The sequence below is a fragment of the Streptomyces marokkonensis genome, assembly GCF_008312835.1.
Lineage (GTDB): Bacteria > Actinomycetota > Actinomycetes > Streptomycetales > Streptomycetaceae > Streptomyces > Streptomyces marokkonensis_A.
This window is the reverse complement of sequence record NZ_VSKS01000001.1, coordinates 400,506-421,340: the sequence shown is the minus strand read 5'-3', so window position 1 is coordinate 421,340 and position 20,835 is coordinate 400,506. Positions and strand designations below refer to the sequence as shown.

At 74.3% G+C, this 20,835-nt stretch carries 16 protein-coding genes and 2 pseudogenes; 9 read left to right on the top strand and 9 right to left on the bottom strand.

Going from position 1 to position 20,835, the window contains the following annotated elements; genetic code table 11:
• Positions 1 to 20: 20 nt before the first annotated feature.
• Positions 21 to 257: pseudogene (locus F1615_RS36105) on the bottom strand (ATP-binding protein); the annotation flags it as partial.
• 264 nt (positions 258 to 521) lie between these two features.
• Between F1615_RS36105 and F1615_RS01870 the strand changes: the two are divergent.
• Positions 522 to 1,190: a DNA alkylation repair protein gene (locus F1615_RS01870; protein WP_149547057.1), complete on the top strand. Its 669-nt coding sequence runs from the start codon at positions 522 to 524 to the stop codon at positions 1,188 to 1,190.
• Positions 1,191 to 1,197: 7 nt separating this feature from the next.
• On the opposite strand, the gene F1615_RS01865 is transcribed toward F1615_RS01870, so the two are convergent.
• Positions 1,198 to 2,742 carry a carboxylesterase/lipase family protein gene (locus F1615_RS01865; protein WP_149547056.1) on the bottom strand — a complete coding sequence of 515 codons (1,545 nt, stop codon included), beginning with the start codon at positions 2,740 to 2,742 and terminating at the stop codon, positions 1,198 to 1,200.
• A 175-nt stretch (positions 2,743 to 2,917) separates the two neighbouring features.
• On the opposite strand from F1615_RS01865, the gene F1615_RS01860 reads away from it, so the two are divergent.
• Complete coding sequence (locus F1615_RS01860; RefSeq protein WP_149547055.1) at positions 2,918 to 3,979, top strand: LacI family DNA-binding transcriptional regulator; 1,062 nt, start codon at positions 2,918 to 2,920, stop codon at positions 3,977 to 3,979.
• A 309-nt stretch (positions 3,980 to 4,288) separates the two neighbouring features.
• Complete coding sequence (locus F1615_RS01855; protein ID WP_149547054.1) at positions 4,289 to 5,512, top strand: MFS transporter; 1,224 nt, start codon at positions 4,289 to 4,291, stop codon at positions 5,510 to 5,512.
• Between the two features lie 134 nt (positions 5,513 to 5,646).
• On the opposite strand, the gene F1615_RS01850 is transcribed toward F1615_RS01855, so the two are convergent.
• Complete coding sequence (locus F1615_RS01850) at positions 5,647 to 8,613, bottom strand: helix-turn-helix domain-containing protein (protein ID WP_425385612.1); 2,967 nt, start codon at positions 8,611 to 8,613, stop codon at positions 5,647 to 5,649.
• A 148-nt stretch (positions 8,614 to 8,761) separates the two neighbouring features.
• Here F1615_RS01850 and F1615_RS01845 point away from each other — a divergent pair, with 148 nt between their 5' ends.
• Positions 8,762 to 9,067 (top strand): SH3 domain-containing protein, encoded by a 306-nt coding sequence (locus tag F1615_RS01845; RefSeq protein ID WP_149547052.1) that lies wholly within the window; start codon positions 8,762 to 8,764, stop codon positions 9,065 to 9,067.
• 68 nt (positions 9,068 to 9,135) lie between these two features.
• Here F1615_RS01845 and F1615_RS01840 read toward each other — a convergent pair whose 3' ends face one another.
• The 3 genes from F1615_RS01840 to F1615_RS01830 all read right to left on the bottom strand — a co-directional run bounded on the left by F1615_RS01840 (position 9,136) and on the right by F1615_RS01830 (position 11,712).
• Positions 9,136 to 10,542 (bottom strand): erythromycin esterase family protein, encoded by a 1,407-nt coding sequence (locus F1615_RS01840; RefSeq protein WP_244328606.1) that lies wholly within the window; start codon positions 10,540 to 10,542, stop codon positions 9,136 to 9,138.
• 88 nt (positions 10,543 to 10,630) lie between these two features.
• Positions 10,631 to 10,969, bottom strand: a complete 339-nt coding sequence (locus F1615_RS01835) for a YciI family protein (RefSeq protein ID WP_149547051.1) — start codon at positions 10,967 to 10,969, stop codon at positions 10,631 to 10,633.
• Between the two features lie 44 nt (positions 10,970 to 11,013).
• Positions 11,014 to 11,712, bottom strand: coding sequence for a ThuA domain-containing protein (locus tag F1615_RS01830; RefSeq protein ID WP_149547050.1), 699 nt, complete (start codon positions 11,710 to 11,712; stop codon positions 11,014 to 11,016).
• A 122-nt stretch (positions 11,713 to 11,834) separates the two neighbouring features.
• Here F1615_RS01830 and F1615_RS36100 point away from each other — a divergent pair, with 122 nt between their 5' ends.
• The gene (locus F1615_RS36100; RefSeq protein WP_244328620.1) at positions 11,835 to 12,236 is read left to right on the top strand and encodes a VOC family protein; all 402 of its coding nucleotides are present in this window, start codon (positions 11,835 to 11,837) and stop codon (positions 12,234 to 12,236) included.
• Here F1615_RS36100 and F1615_RS01820 read toward each other — a convergent pair.
• Positions 12,228 to 12,905, bottom strand: a pseudogene (locus F1615_RS01820) (helix-turn-helix domain-containing protein); the annotation flags it as partial. The gene F1615_RS36100 and the pseudogene F1615_RS01820 overlap by 9 nt on opposite strands.
• Positions 12,906 to 12,915: 10 nt before the next feature.
• Positions 12,916 to 13,851, bottom strand: coding sequence for an AraC family transcriptional regulator (locus tag F1615_RS01815; protein WP_149547047.1), 936 nt, complete (start codon positions 13,849 to 13,851; stop codon positions 12,916 to 12,918).
• 81 nt (positions 13,852 to 13,932) lie between these two features.
• Here F1615_RS01815 and F1615_RS01810 point away from each other — a divergent pair, with 81 nt between their 5' ends.
• Positions 13,933 to 14,775 carry an NmrA family NAD(P)-binding protein gene (locus F1615_RS01810; RefSeq protein ID WP_149547046.1) on the top strand — a complete coding sequence of 281 codons (843 nt, stop codon included), beginning with the start codon at positions 13,933 to 13,935 and terminating at the stop codon, positions 14,773 to 14,775.
• A gap of 137 nt (positions 14,776 to 14,912) precedes the next feature.
• On the opposite strand, the gene F1615_RS01805 is transcribed toward F1615_RS01810, so the two are convergent.
• The gene (locus F1615_RS01805) at positions 14,913 to 16,055 is read right to left on the bottom strand and encodes a YihY/virulence factor BrkB family protein (RefSeq protein WP_149547045.1); all 1,143 of its coding nucleotides are present in this window, start codon (positions 16,053 to 16,055) and stop codon (positions 14,913 to 14,915) included.
• 89 nt (positions 16,056 to 16,144) lie between these two features.
• Here F1615_RS01805 and F1615_RS01800 point away from each other — a divergent pair, with 89 nt between their 5' ends.
• The 3 genes from F1615_RS01800 (at position 16,145) to F1615_RS01790 (ending at position 20,781) form a co-directional block, all read left to right on the top strand.
• Positions 16,145 to 17,779: an acyl-CoA dehydrogenase family protein gene (locus F1615_RS01800; protein ID WP_149547044.1), complete on the top strand. Its 1,635-nt coding sequence runs from the start codon at positions 16,145 to 16,147 to the stop codon at positions 17,777 to 17,779.
• Positions 17,780 to 18,034: 255 nt separating this feature from the next.
• Positions 18,035 to 19,312 (top strand): GAF domain-containing protein, encoded by a 1,278-nt coding sequence (locus F1615_RS01795; protein ID WP_149547229.1) that lies wholly within the window; start codon positions 18,035 to 18,037, stop codon positions 19,310 to 19,312.
• A gap of 197 nt (positions 19,313 to 19,509) precedes the next feature.
• Positions 19,510 to 20,781, top strand: a complete 1,272-nt coding sequence (locus tag F1615_RS01790; RefSeq protein WP_149547043.1) for a hypothetical protein — start codon at positions 19,510 to 19,512, stop codon at positions 20,779 to 20,781.
• Positions 20,782 to 20,835 lie beyond the last annotated feature (54 nt).

Sequence of the window (20,835 nt, the reverse complement as noted above, 5' to 3'; positions counted from 1 at the left end):
CCTGCGGAAGCCGTGACGAACTCGCACCACACGACCTTGCCCGGGTCCCGCTCCCCCACACCCCAGGTGTCCGCCGGCCCGGCCACGAGCAGCAACCCGCGCCCGCTCTCGTCGGGTTCACCCCGCGGCACGGCGGGCGCACCGCCCCCGCTGTCGTGCACCTCGACGCGGACGCTGTCGGCGTACGGCAGCAGCCTGAGCAGGAAGCCCCGGCCGGCCGGTACGCCGTGCAGCAGCGCGTTGGTCGCCGGTTCGCTCGCCCGGACCTGTGACCTCCTCGCTGCTCAGCCAACGCCACAGCCACTCGGCGAACCCCATGGAGTACTCGAAGAACTGGCCCTCCGAGAGACTCGCGCGGGTCCCCTTCGGGCTCGCCGTTCTCCTGTTCAACCTGTGACCAGCCTCTGACGTCCTGCGAATCATCTCCGGGAGATACCAACGCCCGGTGGCGGGATGCATCAGGTACAGATGCAAACCCCCGTCATAGGCTGAGGCCCGCATCCGAGGAACGGGAGGCCGGGATGACCGGGGCGACGCTGACCGAGGTGATGGCCGAGCTGGCCGCGCTCGAGGACCCGAAGGTCCGCGCGGTGAACGAGAAGCACGGCGACGACCACGGGGTGAACCTCGGCAAGCTGCGCGCGCTCGCGAAGCGGCTGAAGACCCAGCAGGACCTCGCGCGCCGGCTCTGGCAGACGGGCGACACCGCGGCGAGGCTGCTGGCGCTGCTGGTCTGCCGCCCGAAGGCGTTCGAGCGTGACGAGCTCGACGGGATGCTGCGCGAGGCGCGCCCGCCCAAGGTGCACGACTGGCTCGTCAACTACGTGGTGAAGAAGAACCCGCACGCCGAGGACCTGCGGCTCGCCTGGACCGCGGACCCGGATCCCGTGGTCGCGAGCGCCGGCTGGGCGCTCACCACCGAGCGCGTGGCGAAGAAACCCGAGGGCCTCGATCTCGGGGCGCTGCTCGACGTCGTCGAGGCGGAGATGAAGGACGCCCCGGACCGCCTCCAGTGGGCGATGAACCACTGCCTGGCGCAGATCGGGATCGAGCACGCCGAACACCGCGCCCGCGCGCTCGACATCGGTGAGCGCCTGGAGGTGCTCAAGGACTACCCGACGTCCCCGGGATGCACGTCACCGTACGCTCCGGTCTGGATCACCGAGATGGTGCGCCGGACGGGGAAGTGAATCGGCCTCAGGTGCGGCGGAGCGCGCCGTTGCGGCGTAGGCGGCGTATGACGGAGCGGAGTTCGGGGGTCGGCGCGGGCTCCTCGGGGGCGGGCGCGCTCCACAGGGCCAGTTCGCGGTCGCGGGGGCCGTGGCCGGTGTGCGGGTCACCGTCACCGAAGACGCGCACCGGGTGGCGGGGGTCCCACCGCTCCCATCCCGGCGAGCCGTCGGTGACGAACCGTACCCACGCGCCGTGCATCGCGTCGGCCAGTTCCTGCGGCGCGCCCTCGCCGGCGAGTTTGCGGGCGGCGGGCTCGCGGCCGCTGTCGAAGACGAAGCCGAGTTCCAGGGCATGGCAGGCGCCCATGCCGGGGCGGTTCGAGGGCCAGGCGAACTCGTAGACGTACGAGGGGTCCTGGCGTCCGTCGGCGAGCCGGTGCAAGGGGGCGCGGAGCAGGTGGTCGGTGACCATCTGGCCGACGAGTTCCGCGGTGCCGGCGTCCGGGTGCAGGGCGCGGTAGCCGCGCGGGACCTCGCTGCCGCAGCGGCAGCGGGCCATCGCACCGGCCAGGGCGACCGCGCCGAGGCGGTCGAGGCGTTCCACGAGGCCGCCGGGGACGAGCCACAGGCGGTACTCGTCGCGGGTCCAGCCGGTCAGGAGGCCGACGCCGGGGGCCGCGCCGCCGGTGAGCGCCTCCAGGGGGTCCCGTGGCACGAGGTCGCCGTCGACGACGACGCCGAAGGCGGGGCCGCCGAGCACCGGGCTGCTGCGCCGTCCGACGTCGGCCTGGGCGCGCAACAGGTGCCCGCGGTCGACGCCGGCGAAGGCCTCGGCGGTGGCGGGCACCTTCAGACGGGTCGCCATGCGCCGGACCATGCGCCGCACCTTGTCGCGGTCGGTGGTCTCGGGCGGGCCGCTCTGCAGGACGGCGCGGCGGACCAGTCCCCGGGCCTGCGGGGCGGCGACGAGCGCTCCCGCGCTGATCGCTCCGGCGGACTGGCCGCCGAGGGTGACGCGGTCCGGGTCGCCGCCGAAGGCCGCGATCGACTCGTGGACCCACTGGAGCGCGGCGAGCTGGTCGCGCAGTCCGGGGTTGGCGGGGGCGTCCGGGAACAGGCCGTAGCCCTCGACGCCGAGGCGGTGGTTGAGCGACACGAACACCACGCCGTCACGGGCGAAGGTGTGGCCGTCGTAGACGGGGACCGCCGAGGAGCCCCTGGTCAGGGCGCCGCCGTGGAGCCATACGAGGACCGGGATGCGGGCGCCGGGGGCGGGGTCGGGGGTCCAGACGTTGAGGTTGAGGCAGTCGTCGCCGGGGATGTCCGGGTCGGAGAGGTACTGGGCGAAGGCCTCCGAGTACGGGGGCTTGGGGGCCGTCGGCCCGAAGACGGCGGCTTCGCGTACGCCGTCCCAGCGGTCCGGCGGGACCGGAGGGCGGAAGCGGCGGGGGCCGAACGGGGGTGCCGCGTAGGGGATGCCCCGGAAGACGGCCACGTCACGCTCCCAGCGGCCGCGTACGGCCCCGTACGGGGTGCTGACCACGGGGTTGCTCCGGTCCGCTGCCGTCATGTGCCCACCAGCCCTTCACCGCGCCACGTCACGCCCCGGCCGGGCGAACCCGCCGGTAACTCAAAGCGCCACAGGGCTTCCGGGTATTCCTCGCGCCCGTGAGGGTTCTTCCCGCCCCGGTGCGCCGGATCTACAGTAGGAAGCGCTTTCTATCCGGTGGAGAGGTGGGTGCTCGATGGTCCGTACGGGAAGCGCCAAGGTGACGGCCGGGCCGACGCTGGCGGTGGTGGCCCGTGAGGCGGGGGTCTCGGTGCCGACCGCGTCCAAGGTGGTCAACGGCCGCGAGGACGTGGCTCCCGAGACCCGCCGCCGCGTCACCGAGGCGCTGGACCGGCTCGGATACATCAGGAGACCCCGGTTCGACGGCGGACGGGCGCCGCGTCTGGTGGACCTGGTGGTGCACGCGCCGGAGACCTCCGCGGCGGGCGCGGTGCTGCACGGCGCGGGGGACGCGGCGGACGACGCGGGGCTGGACCTCGTCGTCTCGGCCGCCCTCACGGGCGGCCGTCCGGAGCGGCCGGAGCGGGGCTGGCTGGACAAACTGGTGCTGCGCGGTTCGTCAGGGGTGCTGTTCCACCTGGCCGGGCTGAGCGACCCGCAGTACGCCTGGCTGACGCAGCACCGCATCCCGTTCGTGATGATCGACCCGGTGCACGAACCGCCGGCGGGTGTCGTGTCGGTGGGGGCGGCGAACTGGCAGGGCGGGGTGACGGCGACCGAGCACCTGCTGGCGCTGCGCCACGAGCGCGTCGCGGTCGTCGCCGGCCGCCGGCACACGCCGTGCGCCGACGCGCGGATCGCCGGCTACCGCTCGGCCCTCGCCGCCGCGGGCGTGCGGCACCGCCCCGAGTACGTCCGGCACACCGGTTCCGGCGAGAGCGCGGCCGGCCGCCGCATGCGCGAGCTCCTCGACCTGCCCGAACCGCCCACGGCCGTCTTCGTCTGCTCGGACCGGATGACGCTCGGCGTCTACGCGGCCCTGGCCGAGCGGGGCCTGCGCGTACCGGACGACATGAGCGTGGTCGGCTTCGACGACCTGCCCGAGGCCCGCTGGCTCACCCCGGCGCTGACGACCGTCCGCCAGCCCCTCTCCGAGATGGCGGCGACGGCCCTGCGCCTCCTGCTGCGCATGATGGACGGCCACCGCCCGGAGAGCACCCGCACGGAGCTGTCGACCCGGCTGGTGGAGCGCGCGAGTACGGCGCCTCCCGGATCGCGTCCGGGCGGTCACGGTTGACGGGCGGCACCGCGGTGCGGGCACGCCCCGGCGTCCGGCCGGCGGCGGAACCCGGTGACCGGGCGACCACCGGGCGGGTTGGGAGGACGGTACGCCCGCCCGGTGCGGCGTGACACGTGTCACGGAGACCTGCGGCTCGATCTTGGAATGCGCGGCCCACCGTTCTTGCTCCACTCCTATGGGCTTCCCCTGTCCAGGGGTGCGCCGGGCAACGGTGCTCAGCGCGACCGGGCACGAGAGCCGGGGACGGCTTCCGTCCTTCCCCTCCCTCGCTTCCGGCCCGCTGTCTTCGAAAGGTTTCCCCGCACCATGCCCCTGGCTCTGCTGGCCCTGGCCGTCGTCGCGTTCGGCCTCGGCACGACCGAGTTCGCCACCATGGGGCTGCTGCCCCAGATAGCCGACGGGGTCGGCGTCTCCGTGCCGGACGCCGGCAACCTCGTCTCTGCCTACGCGCTCGGTGTCGTCGTCGGCGCCCCCGTGCTGACGGGCATCGGTGCGCGCGTGCCCCACAAGCGGCTGTTGCTGCTCCTGACGGGACTGTTCGTCGTCGGCAACATCGCGTCCGCGCTGGCCCCCGCCTACGGCACGCTCTTCGCCGCGCGCTTCCTGACGGGGCTGCCGCACGGGGCGCTGTTCGGCGTCGGCGCCGTCGTCGCCTCCCGGCTGGTCGCCCCCGAGCGGGCCGCTCGCGCCGTCTCGAGGATGTTCCTCGGACTCACCGTCGCGAACATCGTCGGCGTCCCGGCCGGCACGGCCCTCGGCCAGCAGCTGGGCTGGCGGTCCGCCTTCCTCGCCATCGCCGTCATCGGCCTCGCCGCGCTCGCCGCGCTGGCCCTCTTCGTCCCCCACCAGCCCCGTGGCGGGCAGTCCGGCGTCCGGCACGAGCTGCGGGCGATGGGCAACCGGCAGGTCGCGATCGGCCTGGCCGTCGCCGTGGTGGGATTCGGCGGCTTCTTCGCCGTCTACAGCTACCTCGTGCCCATCCTGACGAACGTGACGGGCATCTCCGACTCCTCGACGACCCTGGTCCTCGCGCTCTACGGGGTCGGCATGACGCTCGGCACACTGGTCGCGGGCCCGCTCACGGACCGCGCCCTGCGCCCGACGCTGTACGCGGGGCTCGCCCTGCTCGCCGCGGCGCTGGTGACGTTCTCCTTCACCGTCCACAGCACCTGGCCCGCCCTGGTGACGATCACCTTCATCGGTGCGCTGGGCTCCTTCATCACCACGCCCGTCCAGATGCTGCTCATGGCCAAGGCGAAGGACGCCCCGACCATGGCGGCGGCCTCCAACCACTCCGCCTTCAACCTGGCCAACGCCGGCGGCGCCTGGTTCGGCGGTCTGGCCCTGTCGGCGGGCTGGGGCTGGACCTCCCCCGCCCTGGTCGGCGCGGCCCTCGCCGTGGCCGGCCTCGGCCTCGCCGTCACGGGCGGCCTGCTGAACCGGGAGGGCCACCGCTCCGAGGTGATCACGTCGTCCGCCGGTGCCGAGGCGGACGCCGGCCGCGTCACGGCGGCCCACGTCCCGGACTGACCTGGTCGCTCGCCGCGGTCTCCAGGGCAGCCCGCGCGGTGCCCGGACGCGGTGGACGCCCAGGTGAATCCGGCCTGGCAGGGTGGGCTCGCAGGGGCGAGGCGGCGCGGGCCTCGGCGGCCCGCCGCAGGCGTTCAGCCGCGCAGGAGTGGCAGACCCGGGCGGATCCCTGAGGCCGGGTCGGCCCTCGCGCGGCGCGGGCAGGGCGGGTCGTATGCGAGGCGGGGGAAGTGATGGGCCCACTGGGCGCGGCTGATGGTGCCCCGGACGCGGTTGCAGGCGTCGGCGAGCACCCGGTCCAGGTCGGTGTTCCATACCTGGACGCTGCGGTGGGCGGTCACGGTGAGGAGCGTGCCGTCCGCCGGGAGGTGGCGCACCTCCTTGACCGACCCGCCGGGGTTGGTGAGGAAGGCCAGCGGCGCGGGGCGCGCGCGGTCGGTCACGTCCCACACCTTCACCGCGCCGTCGACACCGACGGTCACCGCCGTACGGCCGTGGGGGGCGAAGGCCACACCGGCGACGACATCGGCGTGTCGCGCCAGTTCGCCCAGCCGGCGGTACCGGGCAGGATCACCGATGTCCCACAGTCTCGCCGTACGGTCGTCGCTCCCGCTCAGCAGGGTGCGGCCGTCGGGACCGTAGGCGAGGGCGTCGACGAAGTGCCGGTGTCCCTCGAGGACGGCGACGGTGGCGGCGTGCCGCGGGCGGGACACGTCCCAGATGCGGATGGTGCGGTCGTCGGAGCCCGAGGCCAGGGTCGTTCCGTCGGGACTGAACGCCACGGGCTTGACGTTGCCCGCGTGCCCTTTCAGCGTGGCGACGGTGCGGGGACGCGCCGGGTCGGTGATGTCCCAGAGGCGGATGGTGTCGTCGTAGCCGCTGGTGGCCGCCAGCCGGCCGTCCCGGCGCACGGCGACGGCGTAGACGGCGTCGGCATGGCCGGTGGGACGCTCCGACAGGGGTGCCGGTTCCCGGGGGTCGGTGACGTCCCAGAGCCGGAGTGTGCGGTCGGCGCCCACGCCGACCAGCGTGTTCCCGCTGGGGGTGAACTCGATGAAGTTCATGGCGACCCCGTCGCCGTCGAGGGTGGCCAGGCGCCGGGGCCGCCGGGGATCCGTGATGTCCCACAGGAGGATCTCCGCGCGGTCGGCCATGGCCAGCGTGCGCCCGTCCGCGGTCACGGCGGGAGTGTGGCCGGTCGGCCTGGGTCCGGTCGGCCCGGCGCCGTATGCCGCGAGGGACAGGGTGCTGAGCAGGGCGTCGCGCGTGCGCTTCTGCGGGGCGTGGCGGTAGGCGGCCAGTGCGACCTGGGCGGCCAATGACGGATCGTGCGGGCCGAGGCGCACGGACTCGTCGGCGGCCCTGAGAGCCACGGCCTCGTTGCGCTGCCGGGTGACGGTGTTCTGTGCCTGTACGGCGACGCCGGCGGCGGCCACGGCGCACACGAGCAGGACGACCAGGGCTCCGACCAGCCTGCGCAGACGGCGCAGGCTGCGCCGGTCGCGCCGCTGTGCCTCCTGCGCCGCCGACTCCCCGGCGTCGAGGAAGGCGCGTTCCCGCGCGGTCAGCGCCTGCCGCGGGAGATCCTTCGCGGCGGCGAGTCGTACGCCGCGGTACAGCGTGTCGGGGTCGTGGTCCAGGGACTCCCAGAGGGCCGCGGCCTCCGTGAGCGTGCGGAGCAGGCGCTCCTGGTCGCGGTCCTCGTCCAGCCAGCCGCCGAGCCGGGTCCAGCAGCGGATCAACGCCTCGTGGGCGATCTCCACATGGTCACCGTCGACGGTCAGCAGCCGCGCCCTGGTGGCCTGTTCGAGGACGTGCGCGGTGTCGGGGCCGTCGCCGAGTTCCTGACGCGGCACACGCCGCTTGGTGTCCTCGGTGCCCTCACCCAGGGCGACGAGCCTCACGAACAGCCGTCGGGCGGCTCCTCGCTGGCTGTCGCTCAGGGCGTGGTGGAAGGCCTCGGCGGTCTGCGTGAGCGCCCCCTCGAAGCCACCCGCCGCCCGGTATCCGGCCAGTGTGAGGGCGTTGCCGCGCCGTCGGCGCCAGGTCTCCAGCAGGGCGTGCGAGAGCAGGGGCAGCGCCCCCGGCCGGCCGTGGGCGTCGGCGGTGAGGGTCGTCAGCAGGGCGCTCTCGACGGTCAGCCGGGCGCGGGCGGCAGGGCCGGTGATCGCCGCCCTCAGTTCCTCGGCGGTCATCGGACCGACGGGATGGTGGGCGTGGGGCAGGATGTCGACGAGTGCGGGCAGGCGCGTGCAGTGCGTGTAGAAGTCGGACCGCACGGCCACGGCGACCCGCGTGCGGCTGTCGGGGGCCTGTGCCGCGTGCACCAGGGAGGCGACGAACCGCTCCCGCTCCTCCGCGTCGCGGCAGAGGGTGAACACCTCCTCGAACTGGTCCACCACGAGCAGCAGTTCGTCCGGGGCGCGGTCGCCCTCCGGCCGTCCGGCGAGGATCTGCCGCACGATCCGGTGGAGGCCGGCCGGTTCGGCCGCGAGATCGCCGCGCACCGAGGCGGGGTCGAGGCCGGCGGTGGCCGCCAGCCGGAGGGCGCATTCCTCCAGTGGGTGCGGACCGGGCGTGAATACCAGCGCGCGAACACCGGAGAACGCGGGGAGCACGCCCGCGCGAAGCACCGACGACTTTCCGGACCCCGACGCGCCGAACAGAACGAGAAGCCTTTTCTCCTTCATGTGTTCGACGAGTGCGGCGGTGAGCCTCTCCCGGCCGAAGAAGAAACCGGCGTCGGATTCCCCGAATGCGGCCAGACCGGCGTAGGGCGGCCGGGTTTCTCCGCCGTGCCGGTCCTCCGCGGCGGCGGCCGCCGCCGGGGTACCCGCGCACGCCTCGGCCGTACGGCGCCAGATCAGCTCCCATTCCCGCTCGTCACCGCCGCAGGCACGGACGTAGGCGAGGGTGACGGCCAGGCTGGGCAGCTGCCGTCCCGCCGCGGCCGAGGACAGCGTCGCGATCGAGTAGTGCGCGTGCCGTGCGAGGTCCCGGTAGGTGGGACGACCGGCCCGTTCCCGCAATTTCCTCAACCGCGCCGCGAATTCGAACAATGGACCGCTTTCCGGGTCCAGTGGGCGCTCTCCCCGTGGCACGCTGACGCACTTCTCCCCCGGTCACACGGATTGTTCGGCATCCGTTTGTTCGGCATCGGTCGACCGACCGTGAACAACAGATTAGCGGCTAGAAACGGTGCATCGGCTCCCGCACCGGGACCCGAGAACGAGTGGAAAGAGGAATCCCATGAAGAAGCGCATTCTGGCGGCGGCCCTTCTGGTCAGCGGGCTCACGGTGGCGGCCGGGCCCGTCGCGCAGGCCGCGCAGGAGCCGGCCCCGTCCCACACGGCGGCGCGGCAGGCCCTCATGTGCACGGTCAACGACAACGGGGTCAACTTCCGCGGCGGACCCGGCACGGAGTACCCGGTCCTGGGCCAGGTGAACAGGGGACAGCAGTTCGACGCCCGTGGCCAGCAGGGGGACTGGGTCATGGGTGACGTGGTGGGCGGACGCACCGGCGTGTGGATCCACGTCGCCTACCTCGACTGCTAGATCCGGTGACGTCCGGCTGACAGGGCGGGGTGCCGTCACCACGGGTGGCGGCACCCCGCCGCCGGCGTTCAGCCGCGTGGGAGCGGGAGGCTCGGGCGGATCTCGTGCAGGTGCACCACGACGTCCGCGGACTTCAGCAGGCTGACCCGGTCACCGGGTGGAGGGAAGTCCGTGCCGATCTCCCGTTTGGGCCGGGTGGTGTCCAGCCAGGCGCGGGCGGCGGCCGGTGCGGTGCGCAGGTCGAGGTACCAGTTCGGGTGGCCCACGCGGTCCAGGGTGTGCTCGACCGATCCGGGAGCGGCGGGCCCGGCCTCGAACCGCCTGACGTCCTCGTCGACCGGATTCTGCAGGCCCTGCTCGGTGGCGTGCACGGCGCCCCGGCCGAAGGAGAGACCCACCGCCAGATAGCCGTCGCCCAGCCGCTGCCGGAGCACCTCGCCCTGGGTGAGAGGGAGGCTGGGGGTGGAGGAGGCGGTGTACAGGTGGCTGTTGTGCCCGCCGAGCACCAGACGGTGGCCGGTGCGGCGGTGCCACCAGACGGTGTTGTCCGCCATGACGGTGTCGCGGTACGCCATGGCCTCCGGCACGGCGCCGGGGTCGGTGAAGTCGAAGGCGTACATGCGTGCCACCTGGTCGATGACGGTGGCGTGCTGGACCGCCCAGGCGTGCTCGCCGTCCGTCCCGGCGGGCTCGCGGGCGTTCAGCAGCGCGAGGACGCGGCCCGTGCGCTCGGCCCGTGCACGGCGCTCGTCCAGGGGTGCGGATGTGGCGGCGCGGATCCACTCGCCGACGGGCAGGGCGGGAGCCAGTCCCCGGTACAGCTCGGTGACGGCGGGCAGCAGATCGGGGTGGGACCGGCGGACGTGGCCGACGACCCGGTCGTACAGCTCGGGTCCGGCGTAGGCGTTGTCGTTGCCGGCGAACCTGAGCGGGTCGCCGGGGTGGTCGACGTTGTACGCGCGCATCCAGCGGACCATGTCCAGGTACTCCTGGCTGTGCAGCAGCAGGTAGGCGTTCTGGAACTCCTCGGACATGATCCGGGCCGGATCGCCGCGACCGGTGAGCAGGTAGTGGTCGAGGCGGAGCCCGGCGCTCCAGTTGGCCTCCAGGACGAAGGAGCGGAAGCCCTTCTCCTCGACCAGGTACCGCAGGGCCCGGTGCCGGAAGGTGACGAAGTCGCGCGAGCCGTGGGCGGCCTCGCCGATGCCGACCAGCGTGGCGTCACCGATCGCCTGCCCGAGGGCCCGCAGGTCCGCGAAGGGCCCGGCGGGTTCGGTGGTGCGCAGGGGACGCGCGGCCTTCTCGAGGGCCGGCAGCGGATCGTCGCCGGTCGTGGAGGGTTCCTCCGAGGTGCCGGGTCCCCCACCGGCCGGGGACGCCGCCGCGGCCGGGGACGACGACGGCGCCGTTCCGGTGAGGACGGCGAGCCAGACGAGCAGTGCGGCGGCGAGCCGTCTTGACGTGGTGGGTGCCATGACGCCAAGCGTCGCCGCCCGGGGAGCGGGCCGCGCTCCGTGTGTCACCCGTTCGGATCAGCGCAGCGCCGCAGCACGTCGTCTTCGCTCAGTCGGTCGGGTCGGGCATGATCTCCCGGACCTCCTGCGCACAGCGGCACGCCGCGGCGATCCTGGCGGCCCACTCCAGCGCCTCCGCGCGGGAGGGCACCTCGATGACCGAGAACCCGCCGAGCACCGCCTTGGTCTCCGGGTACGGGCCGTCGGTGACGGTCCCGTCGGTGGACACGACGCTCGCCTGCTGGCTCTGAAGTCCACCTCCGAAAACCCAGACACCGGCGGCCCGGGCCTCACGCACCACCTCGAGCGAGGCCTCGGCCACCTTGGGCAGCTCCTCCTCCGGGAAGGTCATCGCGCCGTCGTCGAACGAGATCAAGTACCGCGTCATACGTGACTCCTGTGGTCGTTGGCCCTCTTCCGGCGCCTCTCACCCTAGGAGCCGGGACCGACACTCCCCCCGGATTCCGGATCGGGCCGGGTGTCCCGGGCGCCCGACCAGGTGATCCCGCCGCGCAGGTGGGCGCGGAAGGCGGGGTCGTCGTAGGCCTCGGCGGTGTGGCCGAGGGCCGTGTAGAAGACGCGGCCCGCGCCCTGTTCGCGGCACCAGGCCAGCGGGTGGTCGTCGCCCATGCCGCCGCCGTCGTACGACGACTCGTCGGCGCGGAGCAGGACCCGCGCGCCGCTCCCCCGCGGGTTGGCGCGGAAGTCGTACCACTCGTCCGTGAAGTGCCAGACGGCGGGCAGGTGCCGGGTCGCCGGGTGGTCGCCGTCCTCGACCACCGCCCGGCCCGGCTGGAGCGCGGGGTGGCGGTCGAAGCGGGCGCCGAGCAGTTCCCCGTAGTACGGCCAGTCGTACTCCGTGCAGGCCGCGGCGTGCACCCCGGCGAACCCGCCGCCCGCCTCGACGTACGAGGTGAGCCGCTGCCGTCCGGCCGGCGTGAGCACCTCGCCGCTCGTGGAGAGGAAGACGACGGCGGCGTACCGGTCCAGCGGCGCCTCGAGGGCGGCGGGGTCCTCGGTGGCGTCGACGTCGAAGGCCCCGAGGCCGCGCAGGGCGGCGACACCGGCCGGGATGGAGTCGTGCCGGTAGTCCGTGGTGCGGGTGTAGACGAGGAGTGCGGGGACGGCCATGCGTCAGGAGCCTACGCGGGGGCGCCGACCGCCGGGCCGTGCCGGCCGGACGGCGGGCCCGGTGCGGGCGGTGTCCGATTCCTTCAAGACCGGTTCGGCGGGGCGGCCGTAGCGTGGCGCTCATATGTGCACGATTCGATGCCATCGGGATGGTCGTCTCGGACATGGCCGCCTCCGTCGCCTTCTACCGGCGGCTCGGGTTCGCCTTCCCCGAGGGGGCCGGGACGCAGGGACACGTGGAGGCCGAACTGCCGGGCGGGCTGCGGCTGATGCTCGACACGGAGGAGGTGGTCCGGTCCTTCCACACGCGATGGGAGCCGCCCTCGGGCGGGGGCAGGACCTCGCTGGCGCTACGGTGCGACAGTCCCGCGGAGGTCGACGCCCTGTTCGCGGAGATGGCCGGGGCCGGGAGCCGTGTCGAGTTGAAGCCGTGGGACGCGGTCTGGGGGCAGCGGTACGCCGTCGTCCTCGACCCGGACGGAAACGGGGTGGACCTGTTCGCTCCGCTGGCCGCGGGCGAGTAGCTCGCCCAGCGGCACTCCCGCCAAGCTCCGTACGTCACGCGCCAGGTGAGGCTGGTCGGCGTAGCCGGCGCGGGCCGCGGTCTCCGCCAGGGGGACGCCCGCCCGCGCCAGGGCGAGCGCGCGGCGCATCCGCAGGATGCGGGCGAGGGTCTTGGGGCCGTAGCCGAACGCCGCGAGGGAGCGGCGGTGCAACTGGCGCGCTCCCACGCCCAGTTCGTCGGCGGTCGCGGCGACCGGGCGGCCCGCGCCGAGGGCGGTGACGAGACGGCCGAGCAGGGGGTCGGGCGGGGCGGTCTCCGCCGCCCGGCGCAGCGCCACGTCCTCCAGGCCGTGCGCCGGGTCGTCCGCGGCGTCGACGCGGGCGGTGACGCGGCGCACGGCCGCGGCGGGCCACAGCTCGGCCAGATCCACGCGGCGGTCGCGCAGTTCGTGGGCGGGGACGCCCAGCAGGGCGGGCGCGGTACCGGGGTGGAAGCGGATGCCCGCCCAGGTGCTCGGCGGCCCTCCGGTGAGGTGGGCGCGGGTGTCCGGGCCGGCGACCAGGAGGCGTCCGTCGTGCCAGAGCAGGTCCATGCAGCCGTCGGGCAGCACCCTGCCCTGCCCGTTCCCGGACGGGACGCTGGTCCACACGACCGCGCCCGGCAGCCGCGACGCCCGCTCCCTGTACACGTCCCCCAGGCTACGCCGCGCGGGTCCGCCACTCCTGCGGGCTGACGTCGTAGGTCCGTTTGAAGGCGGTGGACAGGGCGAAGGCGCTGCCGTAGCCGACGTGGCGGGCGATCGCGCCGATGGTGTCGTCGGTGTCGCGGAGGCGGTCCGCGGCGAGGGCGAGGCGCCAGCCGGTGAGGTACGTCATCGGGGGTTCGCCGACGAGGTCCGTGAAGCGGCGGGCCAGGGCGGCACGGGAGACACCGGCCTTCGACGCGAGGGCGGCGACCGTCCAGGGGTGGGCGGGGTCGTCCTGGAGCAGGCGGACGACGGGGCCGACGACGGGATCGGACAGGGCCAGGTACCAGGCGGGCGGTTCCGCCTCCGGCCGGTCGAACCAGGCCCGCAGCGCGGCGATGACCAGCAGGTCGAGCAGCCGGTCCAGGACGACCTCCTGACCGGGTGCGTCGCGCACGATCTCCTCCATGAGGAAGGGCGTGAGCGGGCAGTCCCACACCTCGGCGGTGAGGGAGAGCAGCGGCGGCAGCGCGTCCAGCAGGCGGCCGCCGATCTCACCGCGCATCTGGTAGGTGCCGATCAGCATCACCGTCCCGCCGTCCGGGCCGTCGCCCCAGGTGCGGACGCCGAGGTCCATGACGCCGTTCAGGGGCCGTCCGTCGGGGTAGTGGCATTCGCCGCCGGGCAGGATCAGCGCCTGCGGGACCGTGTCCGGGGCGTCGGCGCAGGTGTACGGGCCGGGGCCGCGCGTGATGGCGAGGTCACCGGGGCGCAGCAGGAGGCGCTCTCCCCCGTCGGGCAGGAGCCACGCCTCGCCGCGCACGAGGAGCATCACCGTCAGCGGGGCGCGGTCCTCCACGCGGACCGCCCACGGCGGGTCGAAGCACGCCCGGATCATGAACGCGCCGCGGGCGCGGGGCCCTTCGAGCAGTCCGGTGAGAGCGTCCATGGGGTCAGCGTAGACGCGGGCTTATGCGCGTGAGCCGTTCGGCGATGGTCCCGTGCGGTGCGCGGCGGTTGACTCGAGGGCATGACGGAGAACACGAAGAGCGCGAAGGACACGACCCTCGTCGTCACGGGCGCTTCCGGGCGTACGGGGAGCCGGGTGGCTCGGGCCGCCGGGGCGGCGGGGCTGACGGTGCGGGCGGCGTCGCGGGCGACCGGGTTCGACTGGGCGGACCGGTCGACCTGGGCGGACACCCTGCGCGGGGCCGGCGCGGCGTATCTCGTCCACCCCGCCGACGTCGGCGCCCCCGGCACGGCGGAGGCGGTCGGCGAGCTCGCCCGAGTGGCGCTGGGGCTGGGGGTGCGGCGGCTGGTGCTGCTGTCCGCGCGGGGCGAGGACCAGGCGCTGCCCACCGAGGAGGCGCTGCGCGCGTCGGGCGCGGACTGGACGGTCGTACGGGCGGCCTGGTTCGCGCAGAACTTCAGCGAGGGGCCGCTGCTGGAGGAGGTGCGGCGCGGGGAGCTGGTGTTTCCCGCGGGCGAGGTGGCGGAGCCCTTCGTGGATGTGCGGGACATCGCGGAGGTGGTGGTGTCCGCCCTGGCGGGCGGGGAGCGGTACGCGGGGCGGACGATCACCGTGACGGGGCCCCGGCTGCTCACCTGGCGGGAGGCGGTGGCGGAGATCGCGGCGGCCACGGGGCGCCCGCTGACATACCGGGCGGTGCCGGCGCGTGACTACGGCGAGGCGCTGACCGGGCTCGGGGTGCCGGCGGCGGAGGCCGCGTTCCTCACCGAGGTGTTCGAGACGCTGCTGGACGGGCGCAACGCGCGGCTGGAGGACGGGGTGCGGCAGGTGCTGGGGCGTGAGCCGCGGGACTTCGCGGAGTTCGTGGCGGAGGAGGCGGCGGCCGGGACGTGGGCGGTGTGAGCCGGGGGCGGGCGGTGGGGCGTTGCCTGGTTGATTGGCCCCCGCCGCCCCTTCCCGTCCCGTCCCCGGGGCTCCGCCCCGGACCCCGCTCCTCGAACGCCGGAGGGGCCGGCTTTCCGGCCGGGGCGGGTGCCGGTTCACTTCTCCTCGTGCTCCGGTGCCTCCCCGTGTCTCGGGTGGGTGGTCTTCACATGCGCGCGCAGGCGCGCCGTGACGTCCTCCGGGGGGAGGAAGCGGGACCAGCGTTCGGGGAACTCGGAGGGCATGTCGGGGTCGGCCTCGCCGATCGAGGCCGCGGTGCGGGCGACGTACTCGGCGACCTGGGCCTGGCGCAGCCGCTCGTTGGTCTCGCGGGCCGCGGCGGTCGCGGCGGCCGGCCACACCCGGTCGATGGCCGCGTTGACGGCGGCGCCGACGAGCACGGCGAAGGCGGACACACCGATCCACAGCAGTACGGCGACGGGGGCCGCGAGGGAACCGTAGATGGTGGGTCCCTCCACGGTGTTGGTCAGGTAGATCCGCAGCAGGAAGCTGCCGAGCACCCACATGCCGAGGGCGACCAGCGCGCCGGGCACGTCCTCGATCCACGGGGAGCGCACGGGTACGGAGACGTGGTACAGCGTGGTCAGGAAGGCGATGGACAGCAGGATCACGACCGGCCAGTACAGGATCTGCACGACCGTCGTGGACCAGGGCACGATCCGCACGACGGCGTCCGGTCCCGCCACCATGAGCGGCAGCGCGACCGAGCCGATCAGCAGGCCCACGAGGAACAGCAGGAACGCCATCAGCCGGGTCTTGACGATGCCCCGGACGCCGTCGAGGCCGTACATGACGGTGATGGTGTCGATGAAGACGTTCACCGCGCGGGAGCCCGACCACACGGCGATCAGGAAGCCGAGGGAGATGACGTCGGGCCGGCCGCCCTTCGTCACGTCCCGCAGGATCGGTTCCGCGATCTGCGAGACACCCCGGTCGGAGAGCACCGTGCGGGAGGCGTCGAGGAGGTTGCGCTGCAGGCTCTGGATGGTCTCGGCGCCGGTCCAGGCGTCGACGTAACCGAGCAGGCCGATCATGCTGAGCAGCAGCGGCGGGACCGACAGCAGCGTGAAGAACGCCGCCTCGGCCGCCAGGCCCAGGATGCGGTACTCCATGCAGGAATTGACGGTGTCCTTGAGCAGCAGCCAGGCGGTCCTGCGTTTGGAGACGTTCCGGTAGAGGGCCCGGGCCCGGTGGAGGCGGCCGGAGGGCTCGTCTGGGGATTCACTTGCTGGCTGCACGAACCAAAGGTATCCGTCGTGCCTGGTCGCACTCACGCAGAGGCGGAATCACCGGGTGAGGAGGCCGGACCGCGGGGTACGTTCGGGGCATGGCAGGCACCACGCACACCGTGACCAACCAGACTCCGCCGCTGGTGCAGTACGACGTCTTCGGCGCCGACCGTGCTCTGGTGGAGGCGGTCGAGCGGCATCTGGCGGCGGAGGTGCTGGACGAGGGGCTCTCCGAGCTGTCGGGGCTCGGGCGGACGGTGGGGTCCGCGCAGGTGCAGGAGTGGGGGGTGCTGGCCAACGAGCATCCGCCGCGGTTGCGCACGCACGACCGCTACGGGCACCGGATCGACGAGGTCGAGTTCCACCCCTCCTGGCACCGGCTGCTCGGCAAGGGTGTCTCGGCGGGGCTGACGGCGGCGTGGGGGAGGCCGGGCGGGCACGTACGGCGGGCGGCGGCGTTCCAGCTGTGGACGCAGGTGGAGGCCGGCAACGGGTGCCCGCTGTCGATGACCCACGCGGCGGTGCCCGCGCTGCGCGCCGAGCCGGAGCTGGCGGCGGTGTGGGAGCCCCGGCTGACGTCGTCGGTCTACGACCCCGCCCTGCGGCCTCCCGGCCAGAAGCCCGGTGCGCTGTTCGGGATGGGCATGACGGAGAAGCAGGGCGGCAGCGACGTACGCGCGAACAGGACGGCCGCGCGGCCGCTGTCGGAGGACGGCGCGTACGAGCTGACCGGGCACAAGTGGTTCTGCTCGGCGCCGATGTCGGACGCCTTCCTGGTGCTGGCGCAGGCGCCCGGGGGCCTCACCTGCTTCCTGGTGCCGCGCGTGCTGGAGGACGGCACGCGCAACGTGTTCCTCATCCAGCGGCTGAAGGACAAGCTGGGCAACCGGTCCAACGCCTCCGCCGAGGTCGAGTTCGACGGGACGTGGGCGCGCCGGGTCGGGGAGGAGGGGCGCGGGGTGCGCACCATCATCGGGATGGTGGCGGCGACCCGGCTCGACTGTGTGCTGGGCTCGGCGGGGCTGATGCGGCAGGCGGTGGCGCAGGCGGTGCACCACTGCACGTACCGGGAGGCGTTCGGCGGCAGGCTCGCCGACAAGCCGCTGATGCGCAACGTGCTGGCCGATCTCGCGCTGGAGTCGGAGGCGGCCACCGCGCTGGCGCTGCGGCTGGCGGCGGCGTACGACGACGGCGGTGAGCAGGAGCGGGCGCTGCTGCGGATCGCGGTGCCGGCGGCGAAGTACTGGGTGACCAAGAGGTGCGCGCCCGTCACGGTGGAGGCGGCGGAGTGCCTGGGCGGGAACGGGTACGTCGAGGAGTCGGGGATGCCGCGGCTGGTGCGGGAGTCGCCGCTGAACTCGATCTGGGAGGGCGCGGGCAACGTCCAGGCGCTGGACGTGCTGCGGGCGCTGGGCCGGGAGCCGGGGGCGCTGGACGCGTACCTGCGCGAGGTCGGGCGGGCGCGCGGGGCGGATCACCGGCTGGACGCGGCGATCAAGAACCTGCTGACGGAACTGGCGGATCTGGAGGGTGCCGAGGGGCGGGCGCGGCGGCTGGTGGAGCGGCTGGCGCTGGTGCTCCAGGGGTCGCTGCTGGTGCGGTACGCGCCGCCGCAGGTGGCGGACGCGTTCTGCGCGGCACGGCTGGGCGGGGACGGGGGCTCGGCGTTCGGGACGCTGCCCCACACGCTGGATCTGGCGTCGGTGGTGGAGCGGGCCCGGCCGGTGTCCTGAACGGCGGAGCGCGCGACGCGGGGGTGGTGCTGCGCCGACACGGCACCACCCCCGCACCACAGGCCCCCTTGAGAGCCGTGGACGCCGCTCGGGACGGCGTCGCTCAATCTTCAAACAGTCTTCGAGCCGTCCACCAGGGTTGCAGGGGGTTGCAACGTGCTGTTCCCGCGCCGGTACTGAGCGTCCTCGCCGGGGGCAGACGGCAGTATTGGGTCCGACAGTCTTTCTCCGGGAGGTCCGGTGGCGCTCTCGCCGATGGACGTGACGCACCTGGCGGCCGTCGACACGGCGCGCGCGGCGCGGGTGCTCGACGAGGTCCGCTCCGCGGCGCTGTCCGGGCAGCGTCTGCCCGTCGCTCCCCGCCCGGTGATCGGGCAGTCCTGGGAGCGGATGCTGCGCAGCGGTGTGGACCCGGACCACGACTTCCGCAGTGGGCTGCTGTCCCGCGAGGAGGTGCAGCGGCGGCGGGAGGCCTCGACGCTGCGGCACGTCCTGCCGGTGCTGCGGGAAGGGCTGCTGTCGGTCGCGGACGTCGCGCACCACATCATGGTGGTCGCGGACGAGGAGGGCCGGGTGCTGTGGCGGGAGGGCAGCGCGCCGGTGCTGCGCAAGGCGGACGGGCTGGGCTTCGAGATCGGCGCGGACTGGCGTGAGGACGTCGTCGGCACCAACGGGGTGGGCACGCCGGCGGTGACGGGGCGCCCCGTGCAGGTCTTCGCCTCGGAGCACTTCGTGCGGTCGCACGCCGCCTGGACGTGTGCGGGGGCGCCGATCACCGATCCCCGGGACGGGCGGCTGATCGGCGTGGTCGATGTGAGCGGGCCGCTGGAGACGATGCATCCGGCCACGCTGGCGTGGGTCGACTCGGTGGCGAAGCTGGCCGAGGCGCGGCTGCGGGAGAGGCACGTGCGGTCGCTGGAGCGGCTGCGGGCGGTGGCCGCGCCGGTGCTGGCGCGGCTCGACGGGCGTGCGCTGGTGGTGGACCGGCACGGGTGGACGGCGGCGGTGACGGGAATGCCGTACACGGAGCGGCTGGCGCTGCCCACGTCGGTGTCGGCGGGCATGCGGTGGCTGCCCGCGCTGGGGCGGTGCTCGCTGGAGCCGCTGGCCGGGGGCTGGCTGGTGCGGGCGGCGGACGAACCGGTGACACGTGCCGCGGTGCGGATCGTGCTGGATCTCAGGGAGCCGCGCCGCCGGTCGGTGGAGGTGTCCGGTCAGGCGGGGTCCTGGACCCGGGAACTGAGCCCCCGGCACGCCGGGTTGCTGTACCTGCTGGCCGTGCACCGTGCGGGGCGCAGCGCCGCCGACCTGGCCCGGGACGTCTTCGGCGACCCGGCCCGTACGGTGACGGTCCGCGCGGAGATGTCCCGGGTCCGCCGCTACCTGGGCTCCCTGCTGGACCACCGGCCCTACCGCTTCACGGAGTCGGCCGAGGTGGAGATCCTCCTCCCGGACCACCCCGACGCCGAGCTGCTCCCCCGGTCGACGGCCCCGGTCCCGGGCCGTCGGCGGCGGCCGGTGCGGGATGCCTGAGGGCCGTCCGTCAAGGGTGCGGGGTGTCGTACAGGAGTGCCCGGGAGAGCCTGGGAAGGTCGCTGTTCCGCATATTTGCAGGGTCTTCGCCTCCCGGGCCGGCCGGCTGCCGTAGCATCCCGGTACGGGCCACCCCCATTGCTCCACGGTCAACCCGCTGATCACCGGACGCAGTTGGCTCGCCCCGGGAGGACGGTATGAAGCATCGCGGCAGACACCGCCGGCGCAGACGGGGCAGGGCGCTGCGGGCCGCGCTGGCCGGAACCGCTCTCGCGCTGACCGCGGCCGCGACCATGATCAGCGCCTCGCAGGCCACCGACGCCGACGACCCCGGGGCCCTGAAGCCGCTGACCGCGTCCGCCGAGACCGCGCCGCTGCGGCTGACCGAGCACGGCGTCCCCGGTGACACGCTCGACCGCCTCTCCGCCGGCATGGGCCGGCCCGTCGGCATCGGCGCCGTGCTCGCCGACCCCGACGGCTCCCTGCGCGACGCGGCGGAGTGCCCGGACGACGACCGTCGGGCGCTGCCCGTCGAACCGGCCGCGACCCGGGCGTACTGCTGGCCGGGCCGGGACACCGACGGCTGGCGGGCCGGCGCGGTCACCACCTCGGGGGACGCGGACGAGGACGGCCGCTGGGGCGCGCACCGGGTGATCCTCTCCGGGTGGAGCCGGGCCGCGGGTTCCGTGGCCGAGCAGGGGCTCGCCAGGGTCGCCTTCGTGGACGCCGGCGACCCGGGCGCAGCGCGCTACACCTGGGCCCTGCTCACCGTTCCGGTGGACGGCGGCCGCGACTACCGCGGGCTGGGCTCCGCCGTGTCCGGCATGGTCTGGTACCAGGACAAGCTGCTGGTGACCACAGGCCGGGGCGAGGACGCCGCGCTGTACGTGTACGACCTGGACCGGGTGCAGCGGGCCACGGTGGAGGGCAGGTCGGTGGGCAGGGTGCCCGGCGGCTGGTCGGCGGCCGGGGCGCGGTACGTGCTGACGGCGGTCGCCTCCTACCGGACGAGCGGTGCCGGCGCCCCGCGGCCGGGGGGCATCGCCCTGGACCGCAGCACCGCGCCGGACAGCCTGGTGGCGCACGGGGCCTCGTCCGCGGAGGACGGGCCGACCCGGCTGTGGCGGTACTCGTTCAGCACCGGGCCGGGGCGTGCCGGGCTGCTGGACCCCGATCCGGTCGCGGTGTACGAGACGGAGCTGAGCCGCGTGCGCAGTGTGCTGTCGTACCGGTCGGGCTGGTACCTGGGCCGGATGACCGGGACCCCGGACGAGCGCGGCACGCTGTGGCGGCAGGACACCGACGGGGCCCTCCCCACCCGCTGCGGGGCGGACGAGACGCACCGCTGCTGGAGCGGCGGGGCGACGTCCCTGTCGTACTGGCAGGAGACCGGCGACGTGTGGTCCCAGTCCGGGCGCATGCTGTTCGCGCTGCCGCTGGCCTCGGTCGACCGGTCCCTGGACCGGTAGCCGGGTGAGGCGGCTGTCCGCGCCCTGATCAGGCGTTCGACAGGAACGCGCCCC

Coding starts and splice junctions, on each gene's coding strand:
- F1615_RS01870 (WP_149547057.1), top strand. CDS start 522: ATGACCGGGGCGACGCTGACCGAGGTGATGGCCGAGCTGGCCGCGCTC.
- F1615_RS01865 (WP_149547056.1), bottom strand. CDS start 2,742: ATGACGGCAGCGGACCGGAGCAACCCCGTGGTCAGCACCCCGTACGGG.
- F1615_RS01860 (WP_149547055.1), top strand. CDS start 2,918: ATGGTCCGTACGGGAAGCGCCAAGGTGACGGCCGGGCCGACGCTGGCG.
- F1615_RS01855 (WP_149547054.1), top strand. CDS start 4,289: ATGCCCCTGGCTCTGCTGGCCCTGGCCGTCGTCGCGTTCGGCCTCGGC.
- F1615_RS01845 (WP_149547052.1), top strand. CDS start 8,762: ATGAAGAAGCGCATTCTGGCGGCGGCCCTTCTGGTCAGCGGGCTCACG.
- F1615_RS01840 (WP_244328606.1), bottom strand. CDS start 10,542: ATGGCACCCACCACGTCAAGACGGCTCGCCGCCGCACTGCTCGTCTGG.
- F1615_RS01835 (WP_149547051.1), bottom strand. CDS start 10,969: ATGACGCGGTACTTGATCTCGTTCGACGACGGCGCGATGACCTTCCCG.
- F1615_RS01830 (WP_149547050.1), bottom strand. CDS start 11,712: ATGGCCGTCCCCGCACTCCTCGTCTACACCCGCACCACGGACTACCGG.
- F1615_RS01815 (WP_149547047.1), bottom strand. CDS start 13,851: ATGGACGCTCTCACCGGACTGCTCGAAGGGCCCCGCGCCCGCGGCGCG.
- F1615_RS01810 (WP_149547046.1), top strand. CDS start 13,933: ATGACGGAGAACACGAAGAGCGCGAAGGACACGACCCTCGTCGTCACG.
- F1615_RS01800 (WP_149547044.1), top strand. CDS start 16,145: ATGGCAGGCACCACGCACACCGTGACCAACCAGACTCCGCCGCTGGTG.
- F1615_RS01795 (WP_149547229.1), top strand. CDS start 18,035: ATGGACGTGACGCACCTGGCGGCCGTCGACACGGCGCGCGCGGCGCGG.
- F1615_RS01790 (WP_149547043.1), top strand. CDS start 19,510: ATGAAGCATCGCGGCAGACACCGCCGGCGCAGACGGGGCAGGGCGCTG.